The sequence below is a fragment of the Spirochaetota bacterium genome (genome assembly GCA_026414805.1).
Classification (GTDB): Bacteria; Spirochaetota; UBA4802; order UBA4802; family UB4802; genus UBA4802.
On the sequence record JAOAIH010000056.1, the window covers coordinates 1 to 21,794 of the forward strand.

20 protein-coding genes and 1 pseudogene are annotated in these 21,794 nt (G+C 35.9%); 8 read left to right on the plus strand and 13 right to left on the minus strand.

Annotated features, from left to right (window positions below; translation table 11 throughout):
- Window position 1: 1 nt before the first annotated feature.
- Window positions 2–964 (plus strand): annotated as a pseudogene (locus tag N3F66_11150).
- 71 nt (window positions 965–1,035) lie between these two features.
- Here N3F66_11150 and N3F66_11155 read toward each other — a convergent pair.
- Both N3F66_11155 and N3F66_11160 read right to left on the minus strand, forming a co-directional pair.
- Complete coding sequence (locus tag N3F66_11155) at window positions 1,036–2,730, minus strand: hypothetical protein (GenBank protein MCX8124699.1); 1,695 nt, start codon at window positions 2,728–2,730, stop codon at window positions 1,036–1,038.
- Window positions 2,731–3,105: 375 nt separating this feature from the next.
- Entirely contained in the window at window positions 3,106–4,473 is a 1,368-nt protein-coding gene (locus tag N3F66_11160) for a HAMP domain-containing histidine kinase (GenBank protein MCX8124700.1), read from the minus strand.
- A gap of 133 nt (window positions 4,474–4,606) precedes the next feature.
- Here N3F66_11160 and ychF point away from each other — a divergent pair, with 133 nt between their 5' ends.
- Window positions 4,607–5,692, plus strand: a complete 1,086-nt coding sequence (ychF, locus tag N3F66_11165; protein MCX8124701.1) for a redox-regulated ATPase YchF — start codon at window positions 4,607–4,609, stop codon at window positions 5,690–5,692.
- 3 nt (window positions 5,693–5,695) lie between these two features.
- Window positions 5,696–6,145: a DnaJ domain-containing protein gene (locus N3F66_11170; protein ID MCX8124702.1), complete on the plus strand. Its 450-nt coding sequence runs from the start codon at window positions 5,696–5,698 to the stop codon at window positions 6,143–6,145.
- Window positions 6,146–6,218: 73 nt separating this feature from the next.
- Here the strand turns inward: N3F66_11170 and N3F66_11175 are convergent, their stop codons facing one another.
- The 4 genes from N3F66_11175 to N3F66_11190 all read right to left on the minus strand — a co-directional run bounded on the left by N3F66_11175 (window position 6,219) and on the right by N3F66_11190 (window position 8,993).
- Window positions 6,219–6,719 carry a nitroreductase family protein gene (locus N3F66_11175; protein ID MCX8124703.1) on the minus strand — a complete coding sequence of 167 codons (501 nt, stop codon included), beginning with the start codon at window positions 6,717–6,719 and terminating at the stop codon, window positions 6,219–6,221.
- Window positions 6,720–6,723: 4 nt separating this feature from the next.
- A complete protein-coding gene (locus N3F66_11180; GenBank protein ID MCX8124704.1) occupies window positions 6,724–7,413 on the minus strand; it encodes a hypothetical protein in 690 nt (229 codons plus the stop codon).
- A 109-nt stretch (window positions 7,414–7,522) separates the two neighbouring features.
- Complete coding sequence (locus N3F66_11185; GenBank protein MCX8124705.1) at window positions 7,523–8,080, minus strand: manganese efflux pump MntP family protein; 558 nt, start codon at window positions 8,078–8,080, stop codon at window positions 7,523–7,525.
- Between the two features lie 94 nt (window positions 8,081–8,174).
- Window positions 8,175–8,993, minus strand: coding sequence for a J domain-containing protein (locus N3F66_11190; protein ID MCX8124706.1), 819 nt, complete (start codon window positions 8,991–8,993; stop codon window positions 8,175–8,177).
- A gap of 346 nt (window positions 8,994–9,339) precedes the next feature.
- Here N3F66_11190 and lexA point away from each other — a divergent pair, with 346 nt between their 5' ends.
- The 3 genes from lexA to N3F66_11205 all read left to right on the plus strand — a co-directional run bounded on the left by lexA (window position 9,340) and on the right by N3F66_11205 (window position 12,143).
- A complete protein-coding gene (lexA, locus tag N3F66_11195) occupies window positions 9,340–9,942 on the plus strand; it encodes a transcriptional repressor LexA (GenBank protein ID MCX8124707.1) in 603 nt (200 codons plus the stop codon).
- An 84-nt stretch (window positions 9,943–10,026) separates the two neighbouring features.
- Window positions 10,027–11,055, plus strand: a complete 1,029-nt coding sequence (locus N3F66_11200; GenBank protein MCX8124708.1) for a hypothetical protein — start codon at window positions 10,027–10,029, stop codon at window positions 11,053–11,055.
- Between the two features lie 122 nt (window positions 11,056–11,177).
- Entirely contained in the window at window positions 11,178–12,143 is a 966-nt protein-coding gene (locus N3F66_11205; GenBank protein MCX8124709.1) for an NAD(P)-dependent oxidoreductase, read from the plus strand.
- Window positions 12,144–12,181: 38 nt separating this feature from the next.
- Here N3F66_11205 and N3F66_11210 read toward each other — a convergent pair whose 3' ends face one another.
- The 6 genes from N3F66_11210 to N3F66_11235 form a co-directional block, all read right to left on the minus strand.
- On the minus strand, window positions 12,182–13,825 hold the full coding sequence (locus N3F66_11210; GenBank protein MCX8124710.1) for a hypothetical protein: 1,644 nt from the start codon (window positions 13,823–13,825) through the stop codon (window positions 12,182–12,184).
- A gap of 5 nt (window positions 13,826–13,830) precedes the next feature.
- Window positions 13,831–15,300, minus strand: coding sequence for a MoxR family ATPase (locus N3F66_11215; protein MCX8124711.1), 1,470 nt, complete (start codon window positions 15,298–15,300; stop codon window positions 13,831–13,833).
- An 11-nt stretch (window positions 15,301–15,311) separates the two neighbouring features.
- The gene (locus tag N3F66_11220; protein ID MCX8124712.1) at window positions 15,312–16,919 is read right to left on the minus strand and encodes a PAS domain S-box protein; all 1,608 of its coding nucleotides are present in this window, start codon (window positions 16,917–16,919) and stop codon (window positions 15,312–15,314) included.
- A gap of 6 nt (window positions 16,920–16,925) precedes the next feature.
- Window positions 16,926–17,318 carry a hypothetical protein gene (locus N3F66_11225; protein MCX8124713.1) on the minus strand — a complete coding sequence of 131 codons (393 nt, stop codon included), beginning with the start codon at window positions 17,316–17,318 and terminating at the stop codon, window positions 16,926–16,928.
- Between the two features lie 146 nt (window positions 17,319–17,464).
- Window positions 17,465–18,157: an adenylate kinase gene (locus N3F66_11230; GenBank protein ID MCX8124714.1), complete on the minus strand. Its 693-nt coding sequence runs from the start codon at window positions 18,155–18,157 to the stop codon at window positions 17,465–17,467.
- Window positions 18,158–18,308: 151 nt separating this feature from the next.
- Window positions 18,309–18,785, minus strand: a complete 477-nt coding sequence (locus N3F66_11235; protein ID MCX8124715.1) for a hypothetical protein — start codon at window positions 18,783–18,785, stop codon at window positions 18,309–18,311.
- Window positions 18,786–18,943: 158 nt separating this feature from the next.
- Here N3F66_11235 and N3F66_11240 point away from each other — a divergent pair, with 158 nt between their 5' ends.
- Window positions 18,944–19,255, plus strand: a complete 312-nt coding sequence (locus N3F66_11240) for an antibiotic biosynthesis monooxygenase (protein ID MCX8124716.1) — start codon at window positions 18,944–18,946, stop codon at window positions 19,253–19,255.
- Window positions 19,246–20,415: an iron-containing alcohol dehydrogenase gene (locus N3F66_11245; GenBank protein MCX8124717.1), complete on the plus strand. Its 1,170-nt coding sequence runs from the start codon at window positions 19,246–19,248 to the stop codon at window positions 20,413–20,415. The genes N3F66_11240 and N3F66_11245 overlap by 10 nt, the downstream gene beginning before the upstream one ends.
- A 16-nt stretch (window positions 20,416–20,431) precedes the next feature.
- On the opposite strand, the gene dusB is transcribed toward N3F66_11245, so the two are convergent.
- Window positions 20,432–21,340 carry a tRNA dihydrouridine synthase DusB gene (gene dusB / locus N3F66_11250; protein ID MCX8124718.1) on the minus strand — a complete coding sequence of 303 codons (909 nt, stop codon included), beginning with the start codon at window positions 21,338–21,340 and terminating at the stop codon, window positions 20,432–20,434.
- Window positions 21,341–21,794: the final 454 nt, after the last annotated feature.

Sequence of the window (21,794 nt, forward strand, 5' to 3'; positions counted from 1 at the left end):
TCGTGGGCTCGGAGATGTGTATAAGAGACAGGTGTAACGACTTGGTCACTGTCTCAACGAGGGACACGGTGAAATTGTAATGTTTGTGAAGATGCAGACTACCTGCAGAAGGACGGAAAGACCCCGTGGACCTTTACTGCATCCTGACATTGTAATTTGGTGCGGTATGTGTAGGATAGGTGGGAGACTGGGAAGTCTCGACGCTAGTCGGGATGGAGTCGTCCTTGAAATACCACCCTTATCGTATCGGGTTACTAACTGATTCCTGTTGATCCAGGATCAGAACAGTGTCTGGTGGGCAGTTTGACTGGGGCGGTCGCCTCCTAAAGAGTAACGGAGGCGCCCAAAGGTTCCCTCAGCACGGACGGAAATCGTGCGTAGAGCGCAAACGCATAAGGGAGCTTAACTGCGAGACCTACAAGTCGAGCAGATACGAAAGTAGGGGTTAGTGATCCGGTGGTCCCGCGTGGAAGGGCCATCGCTCAACGGATAAAAGGTACCCCGGGGATAACAGGCTGATAGTGCCCAAGAGTTCATATCGACGGCACTGTTTGGCACCTCGATGTCGGCTCTTCGCATCCTGGGGCTGGAGAAGGTCCCAAGGGTTCGGCTGTTCGCCGATTAAAGCGGAACGCGAGCTGGGTTCAGAACGTCGTGAGACAGTTCGGTCCCTATCCTCTGCAGGCGTTGGAAATTTGAGGGGATCTGTTCCTAGTACGAGAGGACCGGAATGGACGAACCTCTGGTGTACCAGCTGTCGTGCCAACGGCACCGCTGGGTAGCTATGTTCGGAAAGGATAACCGCTGAAAGCATCTAAGCGGGAAGCCTACCCCAAGATTAGATTTCCCCTGACCCTTGAGGTCACTGAAGACTCCTCGAAGACTACGAGGTTGATAGGCTGGAGGTGTAAGCACAGCAATGTGTTCAGCCGACCAGTACTAATCAGTCGTGAGGCTTGACCATATTATAAAAAGCCCCTCTAAAAAAAGAGGGGCTTTTTAATTATATTTTGTTTTATAAAAACGTAAAGTAATCTATGGTTTTATTGTATCAATTAGCTTTAATGTTTCTTTTTCCAGCACCATTATGGTTTTATCGGCACGATTTATATAAATGAAGTTATCCCAAAAACTTATAAATGTATTTTCGTTAATTTCTTCAGAAGATTTAGATACCATTATAAGATTTGTGTCAAATCGGCCAAGGTAAAATTTCCCATTTTCTATTACTATCGCATAAATAAAACTATCTTTGATTATTATAAAACTTCGCCAGAAAATATTGTCAGAGCCATATATTTTTGGTTCAAGGCTATTCCTGTCAAGCAGCGTGAGCCTGTGGCCAATTGTATGATTCCCCTTATGTGTAATAACTACCACACCACCGGAAAATATGTCGTATCTGCTCCCACAAATATTTTTTTCAGGTGATTTAAATAAAATTTTTCGTGACGCAGGATCTATCATCACCATTTCATTATTATAATGGCCATCTTGGAGATATTCCTTAATTTTTAAATAATACAGTTTATTGGCATAGATATTTTGATCAATTTCTTTTGAACGTAACTTATCTTCCCGTGCATCCAGTTCTTTCTCCTTCTTTTCAAGTTTTTTTATCATTTCTTTGTCTTTTGATGATTGTTTTTTACTTTCATCAGCAGCTATATCTTCTTTTTCTTTTTTTAGTTCTTTTTCCTTTTCATCTAAAATTTTTTCTTTTTCTGTGATTTTATTTTTCTTATCCACAATTTCTGATTCTTTTTGAGCTATCTCCACTTCTTTCTTTTTTATATCCTCTTTTTCTTTTTCAAGTTGTTGTTCCTTTTCTGCTATTTCTTTTTGCATTGCCTTTTGTTTTTCAGTATCTGGTTCATTACTGATTTGTTCTTTTGCCTTGCTGAGCTCTTTTTCAGTTTTCTGTACTTTTTCTTTTCTATCCTCAATGGATTTTTTTTCATCTTCTAATTTTGCAAAATCCTTTGCTATACTGCTTTTGCTTTTTTCAAGTTCAGCTTTTTGTTGTGTAAGTATTGTTTCTTTAATTTCTGCCACATCTTTACGTGCCTGTATGTTTTTATCATCTTTTTGTATTTCCTTAACAACCTTTTTATCCGAAATTACATCTATAAGCACAGAGTCAAGTTTTCCCTTTTGTGGTTGTTCTGTTAATGGTATGAGAATTTTTGTGGCACCAGGCCATTCATAATATTTTGTTGAAATGCCTGCATTGTTTTTAGTGATGTGTTTCATTACAATACTTTTGTATTTTGATGAAAAATAATCAATATTTCCCCTATATATGGCATTATAATAGGTTAAAAACAGGGCGATAGCTTTAGCGTGTTCAAGGCTATAATCATATTTTTCTTGAAGATAAGCTGACAGTATTTTTCTGATAATATCTATATGGCCAACCCTTGCTTTTTTATCGATTGAGAAAATTGTTGCTGAAAACTTTTCGGGCTCATCTTTTGATATTGCGTTTATCAATGAATATTTCATCCCAAATCTGATAATCCCGGTATTGTCAGTATCATGTGCAAGTGTCTTCCCTATATTTTCTATTTCCCTGGGTGAATCTTTTTTTTGGTATGGACCCTTATAATTTATAAAAGTAACAGGTTTTGTTTGTATTTCATCAATAGCAACCTCAAGGGCTTGGATATCTTGTTGTATAGAAAAAATACTGATGGCAAATATACATATTATCATAATAGACCTGAACATACATCCCTCCTAAAATACAGATTGCTACGCCAAAGCTGGTTTTAGCATCTGATATTAAGATTAAAATAATTAGCAACCTTCATATTAGCTCATATAATGCATAGTTATCACCATTTAGTTCATTAAATGGTGTAGCAATACAAGACTCACTTAAATTGTAGTGAAATGTGCCAAATATAGTTGTATAGCATTGATTGGATAAGGTCAATGTAAAAAAATCTATAAATTATTTAGCAGATAGTGAATCATTCATACTTTCCTTGTATCAAAGTGACAGATGGTTTGGATTACTGTACACTTGTGTTGCTTTCAAAGAGATAGTCTTAAATAGAGTGAAAAGTGTTAAGCACGAGTAAGCAAAAGAGCTTGGATAGTTTATTTTAATAACGAAAATTTAATTGTAAATGTACTGCCTTCATTTGGGGTGGAATTGATAAAAATTTCCCCATTGTGTTCATTAATTATTTTCTTGGTTATTGACAAACCTATTCCAAGACTCTGGCTGTATTTTTTAGTAGTAAAAAATGGTGACCAGATATGTTTTTGAATTTCGGGCTGAATTCCAATACCATTATCTTCTATCGTTAGAATTACATAGTCATCTGAATAATCTGTTTTAATAATTATTTTTCCCGTATACTCTAAATCTCCTTTTTTTGCCTTTTCAATTATTGCATCTCTGGCGTTTGTAATAAGGTTTAACAGTATTTGTTCAATGCTTATTGAATTTCCATAAATTTTTGGTATTGAATCATTCAACAAAAGCAATATATCAATATTATGTTTTTTCAGTTGATTATGAGTCAAAGTAACTGCATTCATTATAATGGAATTAATATCAATTAGCTTATAGATATGGTTGTTTGTATTAAAACTACGGATGTGATCAATAATATATGTTGCTTTATCTACCATAGTACAGATTTTCTGTAATTCGGATAGAGCTTCAAGATAGTTAAAATCATCAAGATTTATGTCATCCATCATGTTTTGAGCAATACTTTTAATACCTGTCAACGGTTGAGCAATTTCATGAGCTATACCAGCAGTAATTTCTGCCATGGTTGAATATTTTGAAAGCAGTTGTATGTCATTATCTTTTTTATTGAGCATTGCAATATACTGGTCATTTTTTTGTTTTAAAAGACGATTTAACTTTGTGAGGTTTGCGTTCATCCGTGCAAGTGTTCGTATCTTTACCAATGCAGTTTGCGACCGCTTCAGTATATCATATATCATGATAGTCATTAAAATTATAATAAATCCTGTGAGGGTGATAATCATGAAATATACATTTTGCAAATATGCCACTAAAGTCAATATTACAGATTCAAGAATAAGTACACCCTGGAAAATCTTTGTGCCATATTTAAATGAAATTGTTTTATGAATGCTGCCAGCAGTATATAAATGGATAAAGGCTAAAATTATACCAGTTACCCATAGAGGCAAAAATAGTGAAAGAATAATAGCCATTTGAGCTATTGAATAAATGTATTTATCGGTGGTGGCGAGGGTTTTTATAATAGTATGGATAAATACTGCAAATACCGCTGGGTACAGTGCAATTATTAGGGCAATAGCGATGGAGGATGGATAGATATGAGCTATCGCACATATTAATGTTGCCCACAACAGGATTGGAAGTGAATACCGCCCTTCTTTATAATTAATATTGGCAAGAGAAACACATAGAAAAAGTGTGGATAGTATTGTGAATGATAATAAAATAGTTTCAGCCATAATACTGTTTGATTTTTTTTACATAATCTGTATCATTGCCATATAATTTTATGCATTACATACATCACGATATCCATTTCATGATATGTCAACATATTTCAGATAATTTTTGTTTTATGAAAAGGTGACAGCTATGGGATTTACCTGTGGGATTATAGGATTGCCAAACGTAGGCAAGTCAACCATCTTCAATGCGCTGACAGGAGCACATGTTCCCATGGAAAATTATCCCTTTTGCACAATTGAACCCAATAAAGGTATAGTACCAGTTCCTGATCCACGACTGTATACCATAGCACACATATTAGAGAAACATGACCCTATACCAACAAGAATTGAGTTTATTGATGTTGCCGGCCTGGTGAAGGGTGCTTCCAAAGGGGAGGGGCTTGGCAATATGTTTTTAAGCCATATACGCTCGGTAGATGCAATAGTGCATGTGGTAAGGTGTTTTGGAAGCAGTGATGTAGTGCATGTTGAAGGAGAAATACATCCGTTGCGTGATATTGAAATTATTAATACTGAACTTTTGCTTGCTGATATGGAAGTATTATTGAGAGCAAAAGAAAAGATAGAAAAAAAGGCAAAATCCGGCGATAAAGAGAATGCCCACAAGCTGGAGATAATCAACACATTATTCAATTATATCAATCAGGGCACTATGTTACACAAAGTTTCTTTAGATTCAGAAGCGGCGCTGTTATGTAATGAATATGGTCTTATAACTGCAAAGCCCATGATAATTTGTGCGAATGTAGATGAACAGGTTACTATAAATCAATATTATACAACATTAAAAGAATATGCAGAAAAGAATGGATTGGGTATTGTTGCAATAAGCGCAAAAATTGAAGAAGAAATAGCTGAATTGCCTCAAGAAGAACAGCGTGAGTACAGGGAAGCGATGGGTGTGGACACATCAGCTCTGGAACGACTAATAATTACAGCATATTCCATGCTTGACCTTATCACATACTATACTATCACAACTCAGTTACAGGCATGGACTATTAAGCGTGGAACAACCGCCCAAAAAGCAAGTGGCATTATTCACAGTGATTTTGAAAAAGGGTTTATCAGGGCGGAAGTTTTTCATTATAACGACCTCCTACAGCATAAGTCTTTACATGCCATAAAAGAACATGGATTGCTTAAAAGTGAAGGGCGTGATTATATAGTTAAAGATGGTGATATCATTCACTTTTTATTCAGTGTGTAAATAATGGATACCTTCAAAACCTATACCACTATCTTTGGGTTAACTCCACATTTTACCATAGAAGAACTTACCCAGGCTTATAGAACATTGGCTATGCTCTATCATCCTGATATAAGCAATGATTGTGATGCATTACAAAAAATGCAGCTTATTAATGCTGCATATGACTATCTCAAACAGTATGCTGTGGCTCATATTAAAAAGGATGATATAATACGTAGCAGAACAAAAGATAGAATATATGATATATATAAAGAGGCATTTGATATTCTTCAACATGCTTTTTATTACTATTACACTGAAGGGTCAGGTTTTACAGGCAATAAGGAATACCTTACAACTAAATTGCAAGAGGCAAAATCATTATTTTCCAAAATTATAAAGGACTATCCTTATAACGAATGGGTGGATGATGCTATTGACAAAATTAACAGCATTAACAAATGGTTGTAGTAAACATCTGAGTCAGCTTCTAACAGCTTATTTTATATACAAATGTTGCAAATTATCTGTGTATTAATAATTGCTATAGCGTTTTAATGATAAAATGATCTAATGGATGACGTGTGGAATGTCCTTTTTCATTGGGATATCCTAACGCGATAACTGCCATTAGTTCATAATCACTGGAGACAGCTAACAATTCATTTACCTTCTGTTTTTTATTGAGTATTTCTCCAAGCCACACTGCCCCTAGTCCTTTGTCATGAGCAGCAAGCAGCATGTTCTGAATACATGCACCAATGCCCATAATGTCTTTATCGCGATTATATCCTGAGGGGATGTGGTAAAATACGCATATACAAGCCTGAGATTCTTTAATTATACGCGAGTATGAGGTGCAATGCGAAAGCTTTTCTTTTATATCGTTTGACTGTACAATAACAAAGCGCCATGGTTGATTATTAAGACCTGATGGTGCCCATATTCCTGCATCGATGATAGCAGTAAGTATATCGTTGGGTATGAGATCAGAGGTATAATGGCGTATTGACCTCCGAGTTTTTATGGCTTCAAATACTTCCATACTACTACTTTTTATACAAAGCTAGCAGTGCGTCAATACTATTTTGCTTTTTTTTAACCCTGGCTATGTGGTCATTAATAATTTTTTCAAAATCAACTTCACCGCGGATTATCTTAACACGTTCAGTTTCAATGAATCCTAAATTTGTTGTAATTTTTACGGTACTTGCAGTATCAGCATATTTTTTTGCTTCATACCAATAGGGCAGCGCTTCTTTATACATTTGTTCTGCAATTTTTAAACTTTCCTGAATGTCTTTTGCATAATCTGCGTCATAAAAGTAAATATGCTGTTTATCATATCGGGTAGCTATTTTGAGATAGTCACGGAGTATAAGCATGTTGATGTGCATAAACATTAAATTGCGGTATTTATAATATTCATCTTCGGTCTGGATTTTCACCAAAGCTTGAGATGGGTGGCGAAATTTGCAGGTAAGTGCGATTTTGAGGCGATCAATATTTTTCCTGAGAGAGTTTTCATCGTAGTACAGTTTCATCCCATACAGTTCATAAAAATCCTCTACATAATGCGGCACAACCTTATAATGCATCCGAACTTTGGGAATATAATCTGAAAATGGCACAAATTCTTCTTTTTCTTTTTGGAAATACTGATACTGGTAATCTTCTGCACCAATCTGTATGGTTATAAGTACAAGAGCTATCGTGACAAGGTATTTTTTAATCTTCATGATTTTATAGTAACAATATAAAAAATAGGCAAAAACGTATACATAAGCTATGGCAAAAAAATTATGTGCAATACATATATCGGAAATATTTATTGTATTAGTAAACAGTTTATTGAAGATGCGATATCAGTATCCGTAATCCAATTAAAATGAGTATGCATCCACCAACTAGCTCTGCTCGTTTGCCAATGATATTGCTTGCTTTGCGGCCAAGGAATACTCCAAGCATTGAAAACAGTGAACAGGTTATGCCAATGATAATGCTTGGCAATATGATGGGTTTTTGCAAAAGGCCAAAGCTTAATCCCACTGCCAGTGCATCAATGCTGGTTGCAAGTGCAAGAAGAACCAGCGTAAAGCCCTTTGATGGATCATCTTTAAATGAAGTTTCATGGTGGCTGAATGAAGCCTTGATCATTCTAATACCAATAAAAGTAAGCAACCCAAATGCAATCCAGTGATCAAAGTTTTTTATTATGGGTTCTATAGCAATGCCACCAAAGTAGCCAATGATGGGCATTGCAAATTGAAACAACCCAAAATGAAATGCAATCCTGAAATAGTACCTGTGGTAGGGTTTGTAGATGTATAAACCAGAAGCGATAGCAACTGAAAATGCATCCATTGCCAGCGCAACAGCTATGCCAAACGTTGATATAATATCCATAACTATCTCACAAAATATTTTTATGATAAAAATGCAATATAAAAATATAATTGCATGCGTTCTGTGTTGTGTTTAACGGTGTAACTTGGTGTCATTATTCAAAAAATAGTTTTAAATATTTTTCAATAGTTAATGCATGTTCAAGTTTAATCTGTGATTCTACAACCCATGATGATTGAGGGAAACGTACTAATGTCAACTGTAAAAGCTGTATGGCTTTTACAAGATCGGTTATTGCCTGTTCTTTTTTAAAGAAACCTCTATTATGCCGTTCGTAAAATATTTCTTTCTGTGCACGCAGAAGGTAATCATCGCCTTGTCGATAAATCCTAAATGCTTCAACATCGAGTATGTTTGCATACGAGTCGATGATGTTGAGGCATTCGGAAGATTTATAAAAAGTGAAAAGCAATTCTTTAAAAATATTAAAATGCTGTAAAAATTCTTCATCATCCGTATATTCGCACAGATTATCTATGCCATGATAACTACGACGAAGCTGCGCAACAATTTTTTTAAAGATATCAGCATTTGCAGTCATATCTCTTCGGGCAAGATTGTAAAGATTATACTGAAAATATTGATATAGTGCATCTTTTGCTTTTTCGCGGTATTGAATAAAATATTGAGTTAATAGGTCTTCACGCAGAATATCTTCTTTTTTAAATTTAGGCTCTTTTTTTTGCGAGGTAACTTTTTCATGTACTGCTGTTTTGTCTTTAAAGCGGTGGGCCATTATGGTGTTGTATGCAACATTGATTGTTGCCATAGCTTTATTTGCCCACTCAATTCTATGAGGGTTTTTATCAGGATGGTATTGTAATGCAAGTTTTTTAAATGCTTTAGCTATTTCATCATCACTAGCATTTTTTGAAACTTGCAATAGAGAATATGATTCTTCAAGTGTTAACATGGTAAAAATTATGGTGTTTTAAAAATTGGTATAAGTATATAGCCTAACGTTGCAATGCAATATGTTTTTTTGTAAATCAATTATTTTATAAGTAAAAAAGTTTATTGTAAGTATAAAACATTTATAATTTTTTGGCGATAGCTCATTACATAAAATGTGCTTGAAAAAATACTTTTATTATATATACTCAATATGAATAATAATCACACATTAGCATTGATACTTTTGCCTGCTAGTGCATTCCTTACAATTATCACATTGTTAAGGCAATGAATGTTGTGGAAAAAATAATTGACAATAACTATACATTCGTATATATCGACATCAAAGGTAAGGTGGCATCATGATAAAACCATTAACTAAAAAACAACAGGCAATATTTTCATATATTAAACAGACAATAAAAAAAACTGGTTTTCCTCCCACGGTTCGTGAAATAGGCAATCAATTCTCAATTACCGTAAAGGGTGCATATGATCATTTGAAAGCAATAGAAAAGAAAGGATATCTGCGATGTGAAGCTGGCAAATCACGAGCAATTGAGCTATTGATTGATAAAGAAGATGTATATGCTGATGTGCGATCAATTCCATTGGTTGGTACAATTGCAGCGGGTGTGCCCATTTTGGCTCAGGAAAACATTGAAAGCTATATACAGTTGCCATCAGGTCTTTTGCCCGACGGCATATTATTTGGGCTTAAGGTTAAAGGCGATTCAATGACGGGTGCGGGCATATATGATGGCGATATTGCCATTATCAGGCAACAGCCAAATGCAAACAATGGCCAAATAGTAGCTGCACTTATTGATAATGAAGCAACACTAAAAATATTAAAGAAAACTGAACGCAAAGTACAGCTTTTGCCTGCTAACGAAAAATATAATCCAATAACAGCAGAAAATGTTGCCATTTTAGGAGTACTTAAAGCATTATTCCGAATATATTAAATAAAAAAAATAGTGGACACGTCATCCCGCTTTCTCATTATGGTTGCAACAATTGTGAAACCATAAGGGAAACAGTATTGGGCGATGCCTCATGTATATGATACACAGTTTCACTATGATCAAATAATTAATCAGTTTCATATTGCTGAAACCAAAATTGATGGTTTGCGGTTATTTTACAATTACAGGCAAAAAATAGTATCATGGTTTAATTATGATACACCCATTACTGTAGCACTATTCAATTTATTTGATCAATTGGCCTATGAAATTCAGGAATTCCCATATAATAATGACGGTTACATTTTAGATATACTCTACAGAAAAGCTGAAACCTATTTGGCATTCATGAAAGGATTACAATACTATGAAAATTTTTTGCTTATAAATAATTTAATTTATGATGATATATTGATAATATGGAGACATTCGCTAATAAATCTTCGTGAAAGATGTATCAACGATTTTCATGAACAAAAGCCTTTACAATATGGCATAACCACAGCACTCCTCACAATGCCTGATGAGACATTAATACCTTTTTTTTATGATATAGCATTATCGCCGGATGTGGATATAGCTATAAGTGCAATCGTTGGGTTAAGTTTATTCAGGAAAAAATTTGCTAATTGGAAGAAGTTGTGCAAAGGTGATAGCCATTATGATGCTATGGTTACCCTAGCTTCGACGCGTGATATTGAAAATTATGATTATTCAAATTGTAACGATAATATCTACATTTTGTTTTTATGCATGCGAGCTGCTGAAATTTTTGCAGGTAAAGTGCGTGATATTTTATCTTTGATGAATGCTGTTTTGCGTACTATACCTGAAAATAATATTCTTTATTTACGTTCTGTTGAAGCTATAGAAAGCTTGCTGTACAGATTGACACGGAGGGAGTTTAACCATTTTACAGTTGATGATATTGTTAATCTTATTGATGTGTTTAATTTACTCCCTGCGGAAATTGTTGATGGTGTTATACAATACTGGAATATCCCTAAGATCGATTTTCTATTTACAGTACAGCGAGCAATACATGAAAAGCAGATACATTTGGATGACTGCTCTAATATAGCTACCTTGCTGTGTACAGTTGAATTAGATTAAAATATGCACACAATTAAGTTTTTTCTCCTGTTGAATACTTGAAACATTACTAATTTACGCTTGACTAAAAAAAAAGCTATTATAGTATGCTTGGCCATGGAGTCTACTATGTGGAGGGCAACATGATTCTGGTAACTGGTTGTAACAGCCTTATAGGACGTACACTTGTAACAAAGCTCGTACACGATGGGCAACAAGTTAAAGCGATAGACATGTGGAAAGATACAAAATTACCGGAATCTGTTACTTTTTTTCAGAGCAATCTTTTAGATACAGATAGTATTGAAGAGGCAATGGAAGATGTAGATACTGTGTTTCATCTTATGGAAGTTGAAGATGCATCCTATTATGGTCGCCGTTTCATGAAGAAAGTTAATGTCAAAGGGACAGAAAATCTTTTAAAAGTAGCTTCAGAAAAAAACGTACAACATTTTATATTTTTATCAAGTGGCAAAGTATATGGGAACCCTGATACTATGCCCATCAAAGAAGATGATCCATTAAAACCAAACACGCCTTATGGCAAAGATAAGGTCAAAGCTGAAAAACTTTGTTTAAAATTTGCTGAGGAAGGATTGCCGGTTACTATCGTTCGACCAACCATTATTACTGGTCCGGGAGTGGACGATGCTATGATATTAATTATTTTATATATGGCATTGGCCATGGGCGATTCTAATCGTTTATATATTGCGGGTGATGGTGATTCCCGGTATCAGCTTGTACATCCTGATGATGTTGTTACAGCCTTATTATCTATCAAAAATAAAGATATCGCCAAAGGGAAAATATATAATATTGGCTCTGATAATGTACCAACTCAGCTGGAACAGGTTGTCAAGGTTAAAGAGATAGCACAGTTGGATTGCCAAATTAAACATATAACACCTATTTTTACCAGGATCCTATCGATTGTACTGAGGCCGTTACATATTCATTATTTACGCAAAGACCATGTCCAGTTTATATTATCAAATTTTGTTCTTGATTGTAATAAAATTAAAGAGGAACTAAACTGGTGGCCCAAAAAAACTAATATTGAGATATGGGCAGAAACTATTGAGTGGTATAGAAGAGAAAAACTATAGCATATATATAGCGTTTAAAATCAACGTTAGGAAATTTCTTACTTGGTTTTTATTATAAATTTTTTTAGTTTATGTACTATATCTTTAATCAACTGCAGCAGTTTTATAAAAAGAACTCGCAGGAATTGACCTATATTTCCTTCGCCTAAATCTGAAGTGAGCAGCATCTGAGCTTTACGTATATCTTCTGTTGATAATGGTGTCTGAGACATTTTCATTTCCTTCAGCTTTTCCTTAAGCTGCTTTTTAGATAGTTTCAGTGTTTCTTTATCAGAAAATCTCCCCGTTTCCATTACTAGCTGTAATAATGAAGGATCTGCTAAAATATCTTGTGTGATTTTCTGCAATTTATATGCACATCGCTTCAAAATTGGATTAGTAGCATTCTTTTTGTTTTCTAGCAGCAGGGATACATATTGTGACAGAAAGTATGCCTGTTTGAAGAGCTTTTTCCTTTCTTCAAGAGTTTTAGTGTCAAAGTCAATTCGTGAAAAATCATCAACAGCAGTTTCAATTGCATCTAATTTTTCATCAGTAAGCTCATAAAGCGAGGATGGGTCAAGATCGGGTATTTCCACAAAACGATGTGAAATTTCTTTTAAGTCCTTAAACATTGTTTCGGAGTATTCTAAAATATACCTGTAAGCACGCTTCTGCAGTGGAGTTAATGCCTCTTCTCCTTCCTGTGACTTTTCCATCTTTTGCTGAATTTCTTTTATATTCAGTGCGGTGGGGTCAAATTTTATTTTATTAGCATCAAATGTTTTCTTCATTTCAAAGTAGTCAGGTTCTGCTAGGTCACGGCCAATTTTTAAAATATTTAATTTAATATCACCTAATTTTTCTTTCATCAAGTATTTATCTATCTTACTAATACCATCGGTTACTACAAGTATTTCAGCGTTGAGCATATCTTTATCATAATGGATATCGTCGATTGCCTGAAACACAGCCTGCTGTAAATTAGTACTGGTGCCCCCAGTAGTAGTAAGTAACACTCGTTCAATCAAAAACGGAAAATCTTCCTTTTTTTCTATCTTAAATAAATCTCCAGGTTTTGAGTCAAACGGTCTGTAAAAAATCTTAGCGTTACTGTTGAGCTTACGCCGCAGGAACTCTGCAACAAGACATTTGGAAAAAAATGACCGCATCCTAATTTCCATTGAGCGTGAACGGTCTAATAGCAGATAAAATTTCTGGTCAAAACGATTTGCCTGCCGTCCACTTTCATCCTGCAATGTTGATATAGGTTTGAACGTGTCAGCTTTCTCTTCATAAAATTTTTGCACAAGAAGCTCGTGCTTGAAAAGTTTGATATCAAAGATGTCATCTTCCCAGGAAAGTTCACGTGGCAGTGCTTTTTTTAAATCATATATGGTTCTGTATCGGTCAATGACCATGATGTCGCTCAATGGCGAGATGCGCTCTACACGGTTTATCAAAATTGATTCATCACGGTTAGGGGCTTCAATCTTTTCTTCACGAGATATATCTTCAACGGCATTTAATGCTTCCGAAATTAATTCAGGAGTAAATATTACTTGAGCTATCTCAAAAATTACAAAAAATTCGGGAGGCAATATAACCGATAGCTCATCAAAAAGGCCTAACGAATCCCAGTACTCAAAGAAATCAAGACTTGGCCGTGACGGAGCCTGTAATGTAGTAATTACTTGTGACATGGTACCTACAATATAGCAAAATAGTCTTTAGTTATGCCTTCTTTGAGTTCTCGCACTTCCTCCACGGCAGGCTGTAATTCGGTTAAGCTTCGCTTTAAGGTTTCAAGTGTAATCTCGTCATCGCTTGCTCGGGACGGGAAGATTTTCTTTAAAAGATTGCGCAATCCTCTCAGAATTCCAGAGGAAGATGCAAGCAATCGCTCTTTCTTATCGGGGTTTTCCATTATCTCCTGAAAAATACGACGGAGGTTAAGTAAAAACTCAATCTGTTGTATAGCACCTGTTGCGTTGAAGTGTACCATAGTTTGCTGGTATGCATCCAGAAACACATCTTTTTCTGATTTGTCTTTTGCTTTGACTGAAATAAAACTGTTCAATGTACACAATGCAAGATACATTTCTTTAAGGTCATCCATGGTTACTTCAAAGCGATTGTTAAGGAGCGCATTGGCTCTTAAGAAATCTTGCAATTTTGCCTGCTTTCGTGGGCTTATAAAGAATTTATAGTCGGATTTGCGCATATCACTTACAAACTTATTTGTTATGACATTTTTCATGAAGTATATGAAATCAGGTATTTCAATTTTAATTTCTTTATTTTTATTACGAACTATATCTGAAAGATAGATAATCTGATTAAATGGGATCTTTTTATCAGGTTCTATGGCCTTCCCCCTGCTGAATGCATATGTGTGGTCAATGAGCAATTGCTGGTACACATTATCATCTTCAGGAATTATTGCTTTGTAAGTAAAGCGGTCAAGTATTGCTTCGGTCACTTCATTCATTCGCATGTAGTTAGCAGTAGCGATAGCGGTGTGGATAGCAGCATCAATTTGTTCAGGACCATTGATGAATTTCCTTTCGTTTAATACGGATAACAGGGATCGCAGGACTACATCACTTGCATCAAAAAATTCATCAAGGAAAACCAAATTTGCTTCTATGATGGAACCGTGAATATTGTGACGGATGCGGCCTTTTTTGAATTCTTCAATGTTATAAGGGCCAAAGTAGTTATCAGGTGTTTGCTCCTTGCTTGCTTGCGAAGCAAATATTCTCACATTATCAAAGGTATTGAAAATATAGTTTGCCAGATATGATTTTGCCATACCAGTTCGTGATAGCAACAGCATATGTTCCCGTGTAAGTATGGCATACATTGCCTGCTTTATGATTTCTTCACGGCCAATAACATTTTTTGCAATACGTTCCATGTGCCATTTAAGGTATTGAATAGTGCTGGGGATGTCTGTTGCTTCTGCTTCAATTGCCTTGGGTAAAATTTCTGGTTTCTTGCCTGGTAGTTTTTCTGTTTGCAGAGTGGTAACATGCTCACTTCTTGCAGCAGGTTTTTCTTCTGGCTGCAGCTCTTTTCTTTCTTCATCAGGTGCTATAATAATATATCCTTCCTGATCAAGGAGTGATTCTGCATCATTGAGATAGTTACGTTGTGAAGGGTTTTGTGTTTTCATATAGTCCCCCTTTAGTCAATAGCTGGAAGTAGTATTTTAAAAGAAGTACCCTCACCAGGGGTGCTTTTGACTCCTATTGCTCCGCCATGGTTATTAATAATTGTGTATGTTACCATCAGTCCAAGTCCTGTGGACTTTGGACCTTTGGTAGTAAAGAAAGGCTGAAATATCTTTGAAAGGTTTTCAGGTGGAATTCCAATGCCAGTATCCTCTATCGTAATGCTGGCAAATTTTTCTTGGTTTTTAATAGCACTACCAACATTGATACGTATTTCACCTTTATTAGGCATTGCTTCTTCAGCATTACTTATAATGTGTAACAGGGCCTGTATTAGCTGATTTTTCCTGCCTTTAATTTTTGGACTTTCCTTTGGATAGGCAGTATTAATAATAAATCCGCTTTTCTGCAGACGATTCAGTGTTATCTGTACCGGATGGCTTGTAATAAGTTTATGCACTTCAAATGTTTCAATATCATCATCACCTGGTTTTCCTAAATTAAGGAGCTGTTCAGTAATCTGGCTTATACGGGCAAGCTCATCCTTCATGGATTTGACATAGTCGTGAACAGGGCTTGTTTCGGGAATATTATTTTCAATAAAGTTGAGGTCGATAGTTAATAAGTTAATAGGAACTTTGAGTTCGTAGGCAACCCCTGCAGCAAGCAAGCCCATTGCAGAAAGCTTTTCAGCGCGTTGCATACGTTTTTGAATCTGTGCCTGTTCGGTGGCATCTTCAATCATTATTAAAATGCTTTTCACTTTTTTATCAAAGTCAAGGATTGGATTAGCTCGCACATTGAGAGTGAGTTCCCTATCCTGATTGATTGGCTGATAGGTGAGATTTTTTATATATACTGGCTTTTTCTGAGTTGTTATCTCCTCTAGATATTTTTTTAAATCAACGCTGAATCCGGGCATTTCGGTTAAGTTCATCCCCACTCTGGTTTCATCAGGTTGATAGCCAATAATACGGCGAAGCGCTGGATTTTCGGTTAAAATAATGCCTGTAGGGTCAATAGTAAAAATTCCAATGGGTGAATTGTTTATAATTTCATCATTCAATGTTGACAGTCGTTTTAGTTCTTCAGCCTGACGCAGTTGCTCTTTAATTTTTTCCTCAAGCCTTCGGGAGCTCTCTTTAAGCTTTTTCTCCATCAGATGCATTTCGGTGATATTGCGCAATATGCCAAAGAGTCCAGTAATCTTACCTTCATTATCTTTTATTGGTGCAAGGTTTGCCATAAGGTATACAGGGTTTCCATCCTTATCAAATGTTTTCATCTTTTCATTGTGGATGGATTTGCCTTCGTACAGTATCTGATTGAAAACAGTTGTAGCGCGATCAAGCTCAATTGCGGGTAGATAAAGTGAAAAATGCATGCCAATAGAATCTTTGCTTGAGACTGGGAACAGATCTTCCATAGCTCTGTTGCGATAGACCATGTTTCCTTCGCTATCGAGCACAAATATGATATCATCGGCAGCTTCAACTAATTTTTTGAAGTCTACTGGCTCTTCCTGTACCCCTTTCTGGAGCAAGTCAATCTTCAACTGAAGCTGTTGTACCAGTTTTATAAGTTCATCTTGAGATAGTTGTTGTAATGTTTTGGTATCCATAATTACTTACCTGAACTTGGGATTTTGAGGACCACTCAACGTGGTGAAGAACCACACTTCAAGAACCAGGCTGAAAATAGTTCCAATAAGGAATGCTATGGCAAAAGTAGGGAGATCCATCATGAGAATATATACACCACCCGCTGCAAAAACAGCTAAAAGAATCAGCCGTAAAATAAAACCACCTGCTGTTATGGATAGAAGTACCAGCGTGTTTGATTTCATGCCTTTGATTGCTCCGGCTATCCATAATAATGTGAGAATCAGGCTTAGAAGGCATCCAATTGCACAACCTTTACCCGGTGCAACTCCTCCAAAATAATATACTATCGATGACAGAATAATGCAAAAGATAGTATAAATAAGTATACTAAGATATGCTATTTTTACATTGCTCATAGCTTGACCTATCCTGATATAAGCACTATATACAAATTTATAATGTATAATTTTTGTATGTGACAGGTCAACTAATATTTTTTATTACTGAAACGATTCTACTACAAGGAGCTGTCGGGCGACAGCTCCTTGTAAAAAAAATAATGTTATCCCAATTTTGCTAGTAACGCTTCGCTTACTTCTTTGACACTGGGAGTTCCATCAACTTCGATAATTTTTGGCTTGCCACCATTTTGCTTTGAGATATCTTTAAAATACTGAACCGCGGCAAGTGTTCCAGTTTTTGTATCATAGTAGATGTCGTGCCGTTTGTTTATGGCTGCTTCGTCCTGATCGTCGGCTCGAGTTGAAAGCTTCCCTCCGCATACACGACATACAAAGCTTCCATCTTTTTCGGCTGGTTTGATTGCATCTATGTAAATGTTGTTAGGATGATTATTGTCGTTTTCGCACAGTCTTCTACCCATAATGCGTTTTTTTGCGCTGTCTCTGTCAAGAACTATCTCAATAACATAATCAAGTGCCATCCCCGCTTCTTTCAAAGCTTTATCCAGCGCTTTTGCCTGTTCAACATTGCGGGGGAAGCCATCAAGTAACCACCCATTTTTACAGTCAGCTTCCTGCAAACGATTTAGTATCATGGGAATAGTGATTTCATCAGGAACTAAATCGCCACGGTCGATATACGCCTTGGCTTTTACACCCAGTTCGGTGCCTTTTTTGATATTTTCCCTAAAAATAACACCCGACTCAATGTGCGGAAGGTTAAATTTTTTCTGTACAACCGCACCCTGTGTCCCTTTACCACTGCCATTAGGCCCAAATATTAATATATTCATTGTACCACCTCTTGGATTAGTATGTGTATAGCTGAAAACTCAGCATAAAAAATCATTTCATTGCAACAGTAAAAAACTGTATGTAATTGTAAAGTAAGTTTTTTAAACGGGCGATAGCTCAAATGGATTGAGAAAATCTTTTGGATATATGTTATACTGTCTGCTGGAGCACCTCAGGTGGTGGTCCCCAGTGGAATTGGCAGCAGTGTATGCCATTTTCCTTGTAAAAGTGAAATGTATATGAACGACTTTCATAATAAGATATATAGTTATCGGTATTCTTTTCTTTTAAACGATGATTTAAGAAATTTAAAAATTCTACCAGTATATTATCCAGACAGAAGGCAATAATTTTAGCCAACGACATCTTCCATAGCTTTTTAACATCTAAATAAAGTTCATATTCAGAGTGATATACATATAAATGAACTCTTTTCCAGGTATTATTACCATTTCTTTTTCGGTATGATATTCGTTTGAATGCTTGCATACGATATTTTTCCTTCTTTGCTGCATAATTTACAAGTAGGTAAATAAAGGTGTGTAATGGGATGTTGTACTTTTTCGTATAATAATCAAGAAGTTCAAGATGCTGATAGGAAATGCAGGTAGTAGTTTCAAATGTCATAGTATTATCCTTCCAAAATAGAATATATATTTAAAATGTAGTACCGATAACTATCATAATCCAACTATATTGTAAAGATTTTTTTATTGAAAATTATCTTATTCATAGTAGTTAGTTTGTATTATTTCAATAAATGAAAAAACACACAGGAGGTATATATGATAGTTAATGTAGTCCATGTATACGTTAAATCAGAACATATTCAAGACTTCATAAAGGCAACAATCGAAAATCACAAAAATTCCATTATGGAACCAGGCAATCTTCGCTTTGATGTACTTCAATGCCAAGATGATCCCTCACAGTTTATTTTATATGAAGCATATAAATCACCAGAAGCTGCTGCGCAACACAAGAATACATCACATTATGCTGTATGGAAGGATACAGTTGCACCGTGGATGGCAAAACCCCGCCAGGGTATCACCTACACTGTAATAGCTCCAGCAGAGGAAAAACTATGGAAATAAATTTCACAGTTGGCAAAATTCCCCATACTGTTTTTTTTAAAGGAGCTATCGCCACCTTGCCAGCACATATACAAAAATTTGGAAGGCAAATTCTACTTATTACTGGAAAATCATCACTGCAACATTCAGGAAAATTACATAAAGTCGAAGCGATGCTAAAAGCCAATGAAATACGTTATGATATTATTACAGTTGCAGGTGAACCATCACCAGAGCTTGTTGATGATGCTGTGAGCTTGTACAAAAATAGTGCAATAGATGCAGTAGTTGCAATTGGTGGTGGGAGCGTAATAGATGCGGGGAAGGCAATATCTGCAATGTTACCTTTAGGGCACACTGTTGTTGATTATCTTGAGGTAGTGGGAACCAAACAACATAGTGGTATTAAAGTACCGTTTATTGCACTGCCCACAACTGCAGGCACAGGAAGTGAAGCAACAAAAAATGCAGTACTTAGCAAGCAGGGTGCACATGGTTTTAAACGATCGCTTCGCCATGACAATTTTGTGCCAGATATTGCAATAATTGATCCAGAACTTATGCAAGGGTGTCCTCCTTCTATTACTGCAGCAAGTGGCCTTGATGCGCTTACTCAATTAATTGAATCGTATGTGTCAACTCAAGCAAACACGTTTACCGATTCATTGGCAATAAGTGGTATTGAAAAAATTTCACAGAGTTTGCTGCCTCTATGTGTGCACAATGAGGATACAGTGTATCACAGAGCAAATATGGCCTATGCTGCGTATATTTCAGGGATAACGCTTGCACATGTGGGGCTTGGTGTGGTGCATGGATTGGCTTCGCCATTGGGAGCACTGTTTGGTATTCCACATGGGATTGCCTGTGGTACTATGCTTTCAGTATGCACAAAAGCAACAATTAAAAAATTAAAAGATGGGGGCGATAGTAACTACTTAAAAAAATATGCTGTAGTTGGAAATCTTTTGACCGGTTACACTGGCAGCATTGACGATACATTAGAAAAGCTTACCAGTACCTTGGAGAATTTAGTTGAAGTTTTACACATGCCCCGATTGTCACAATATGGAGTTACTAAACAAGATTTCCCTTTGATTATTCGTGATGGTGGAAATAAAAATAATCCTGCACCTCTTAATGATAAAGAGATATTCGATGTATTATTACAACGATTATAATACAAAAAAACGTATATTACAATTGCAGCAAGAGATTTGTAATTTCTTCTATCGTTTCACATTTGATAATGTTCTGTCGTAGTTTGCTTGCGCCTGGAAAACCTTTCAGGTAATGCACTATATGTTTGCGCATTAAAACTATACCATAGTTCCCATAGTGCTGTAACATAAGTTGGTAATGCAATTGTATAGTTTTGAGCTTCTCTTCACGCGTTGGCGTTTTCCCACAGAATATCCACGGATTGCCTAACGCTGCACGTCCAATCATCACTGCTCTGCAATCTGTTGATTTAAGTTTTTGCAAAGCATCATCAAAGGTAATAATATCACCATTGCCAATTATTGGAACCTTTGCTTTATGAGCTATCGCCGCAATGGCTTCCCAATCAGCTTTACCAGTGAAATACTGGTCACGTGTTCGACCATGCACGGTAATAAAAGCAACCCCTGCCTGTTGCAATGCATCAACTACTTCCATGTAATTTTTTGTACCCTGTGTAAAACCAAGCCTGATTTTTGCTGACACTGGCACTGTCACGTGCGAAGTTATTGCATAAGTAATCCTGTACAGTAAATCCACATCTTTTAACAGTCCAGCTCCTTTGCCGTTGTTGCATACTTTAGGAGCACAGCATCCGCAGTTTATGTCAATGCAATCAGGTTTAAGCGATAGTAACTGGCACGCAGCTTCCTGCATGGTAGCAGGGTCATTGCCAAAAATTTGAATGCCTATTGGCCTTTCGTCATTAGTGAATGAAAGCAAATCCAGTGTCTTTTTGTTTGTTCTAACAATACCATCAGCACTGATGAGCTCGGTAAAAACCATGCCCGCGCCAAGCATGCGTGCAATACGCCTGAAAGGCGAATCAGTATAGCCTGCCATAGGTGCAAGCAGTATTGGATTGTCAAGCGGTATCGGGAACATATTCATTTACACTATAATATAATGGTATATTTGCAGCAATACTATGAATCATATATCGTGTACTATTATATCACAATATCACCTGGATGTAACGGTGTAAATAATTACGTTAAAGATTAATTATACTTTTCCATGCATTTAACAGTGTCTGGACACTTTGTTGAAAACAAGACATTGCTGTAAAATTAAAAAAGATATGTTTTATATAAATGTAAAGGTGAACCAGATAGCACTACAATAAAAATTTAACTTGCACTTTAGTGATAAAACTGATACAATAATTTTTGAACGTTTGTAAAATATATTATTGAAAGTATATAACAGCATTCATTATAGAGCAATTGGTTATCAGGTGTATCAAAGTATGTTGCCACATTTAACCACTATTATTGTAATAGTGGTTTGACAATCATTAAAGCTACTTATAAAAATGAGTATACAATAATATCGTAGC

Excerpts from the sequence above, each read along its gene's own strand:
- N3F66_11160 (MCX8124700.1), bottom strand. The coding sequence starts at position 4,473 with ATGGCTGAAACTATTTTATTATCATTCACAATACTATCCACACTTTTT.
- N3F66_11230 (MCX8124714.1), bottom strand. The coding sequence starts at position 18,157 with ATGAATATATTAATATTTGGGCCTAATGGCAGTGGTAAAGGGACACAG.
- N3F66_11240 (MCX8124716.1), top strand. The coding sequence starts at position 18,944 with ATGATAGTTAATGTAGTCCATGTATACGTTAAATCAGAACATATTCAA.
- N3F66_11205 (MCX8124709.1), top strand. The coding sequence starts at position 11,178 with ATGATTCTGGTAACTGGTTGTAACAGCCTTATAGGACGTACACTTGTA.
- N3F66_11220 (MCX8124712.1), bottom strand. The coding sequence starts at position 16,919 with ATGGATACCAAAACATTACAACAACTATCTCAAGATGAACTTATAAAA.
- N3F66_11225 (MCX8124713.1), bottom strand. The coding sequence starts at position 17,318 with ATGAGCAATGTAAAAATAGCATATCTTAGTATACTTATTTATACTATC.
- N3F66_11185 (MCX8124705.1), bottom strand. The coding sequence starts at position 8,080 with ATGGATATTATATCAACGTTTGGCATAGCTGTTGCGCTGGCAATGGAT.
- N3F66_11245 (MCX8124717.1), top strand. The coding sequence starts at position 19,246 with ATGGAAATAAATTTCACAGTTGGCAAAATTCCCCATACTGTTTTTTTT.
- N3F66_11175 (MCX8124703.1), bottom strand. The coding sequence starts at position 6,719 with ATGGAAGTATTTGAAGCCATAAAAACTCGGAGGTCAATACGCCATTAT.
- N3F66_11155 (MCX8124699.1), bottom strand. The coding sequence starts at position 2,730 with ATGTTCAGGTCTATTATGATAATATGTATATTTGCCATCAGTATTTTT.
- dusB (MCX8124718.1), bottom strand. The coding sequence starts at position 21,340 with ATGTTCCCGATACCGCTTGACAATCCAATACTGCTTGCACCTATGGCA.
- N3F66_11180 (MCX8124704.1), bottom strand. The coding sequence starts at position 7,413 with ATGAAGATTAAAAAATACCTTGTCACGATAGCTCTTGTACTTATAACC.
- N3F66_11235 (MCX8124715.1), bottom strand. The coding sequence starts at position 18,785 with ATGACATTTGAAACTACTACCTGCATTTCCTATCAGCATCTTGAACTT.
- N3F66_11215 (MCX8124711.1), bottom strand. The coding sequence starts at position 15,300 with ATGAAAACACAAAACCCTTCACAACGTAACTATCTCAATGATGCAGAA.
- N3F66_11190 (MCX8124706.1), bottom strand. The coding sequence starts at position 8,993 with ATGTTAACACTTGAAGAATCATATTCTCTATTGCAAGTTTCAAAAAAT.
- N3F66_11200 (MCX8124708.1), top strand. The coding sequence starts at position 10,027 with ATGCCTCATGTATATGATACACAGTTTCACTATGATCAAATAATTAAT.
- ychF (MCX8124701.1), top strand. The coding sequence starts at position 4,607 with ATGGGATTTACCTGTGGGATTATAGGATTGCCAAACGTAGGCAAGTCA.
- N3F66_11170 (MCX8124702.1), top strand. The coding sequence starts at position 5,696 with ATGGATACCTTCAAAACCTATACCACTATCTTTGGGTTAACTCCACAT.
- N3F66_11210 (MCX8124710.1), bottom strand. The coding sequence starts at position 13,825 with ATGTCACAAGTAATTACTACATTACAGGCTCCGTCACGGCCAAGTCTT.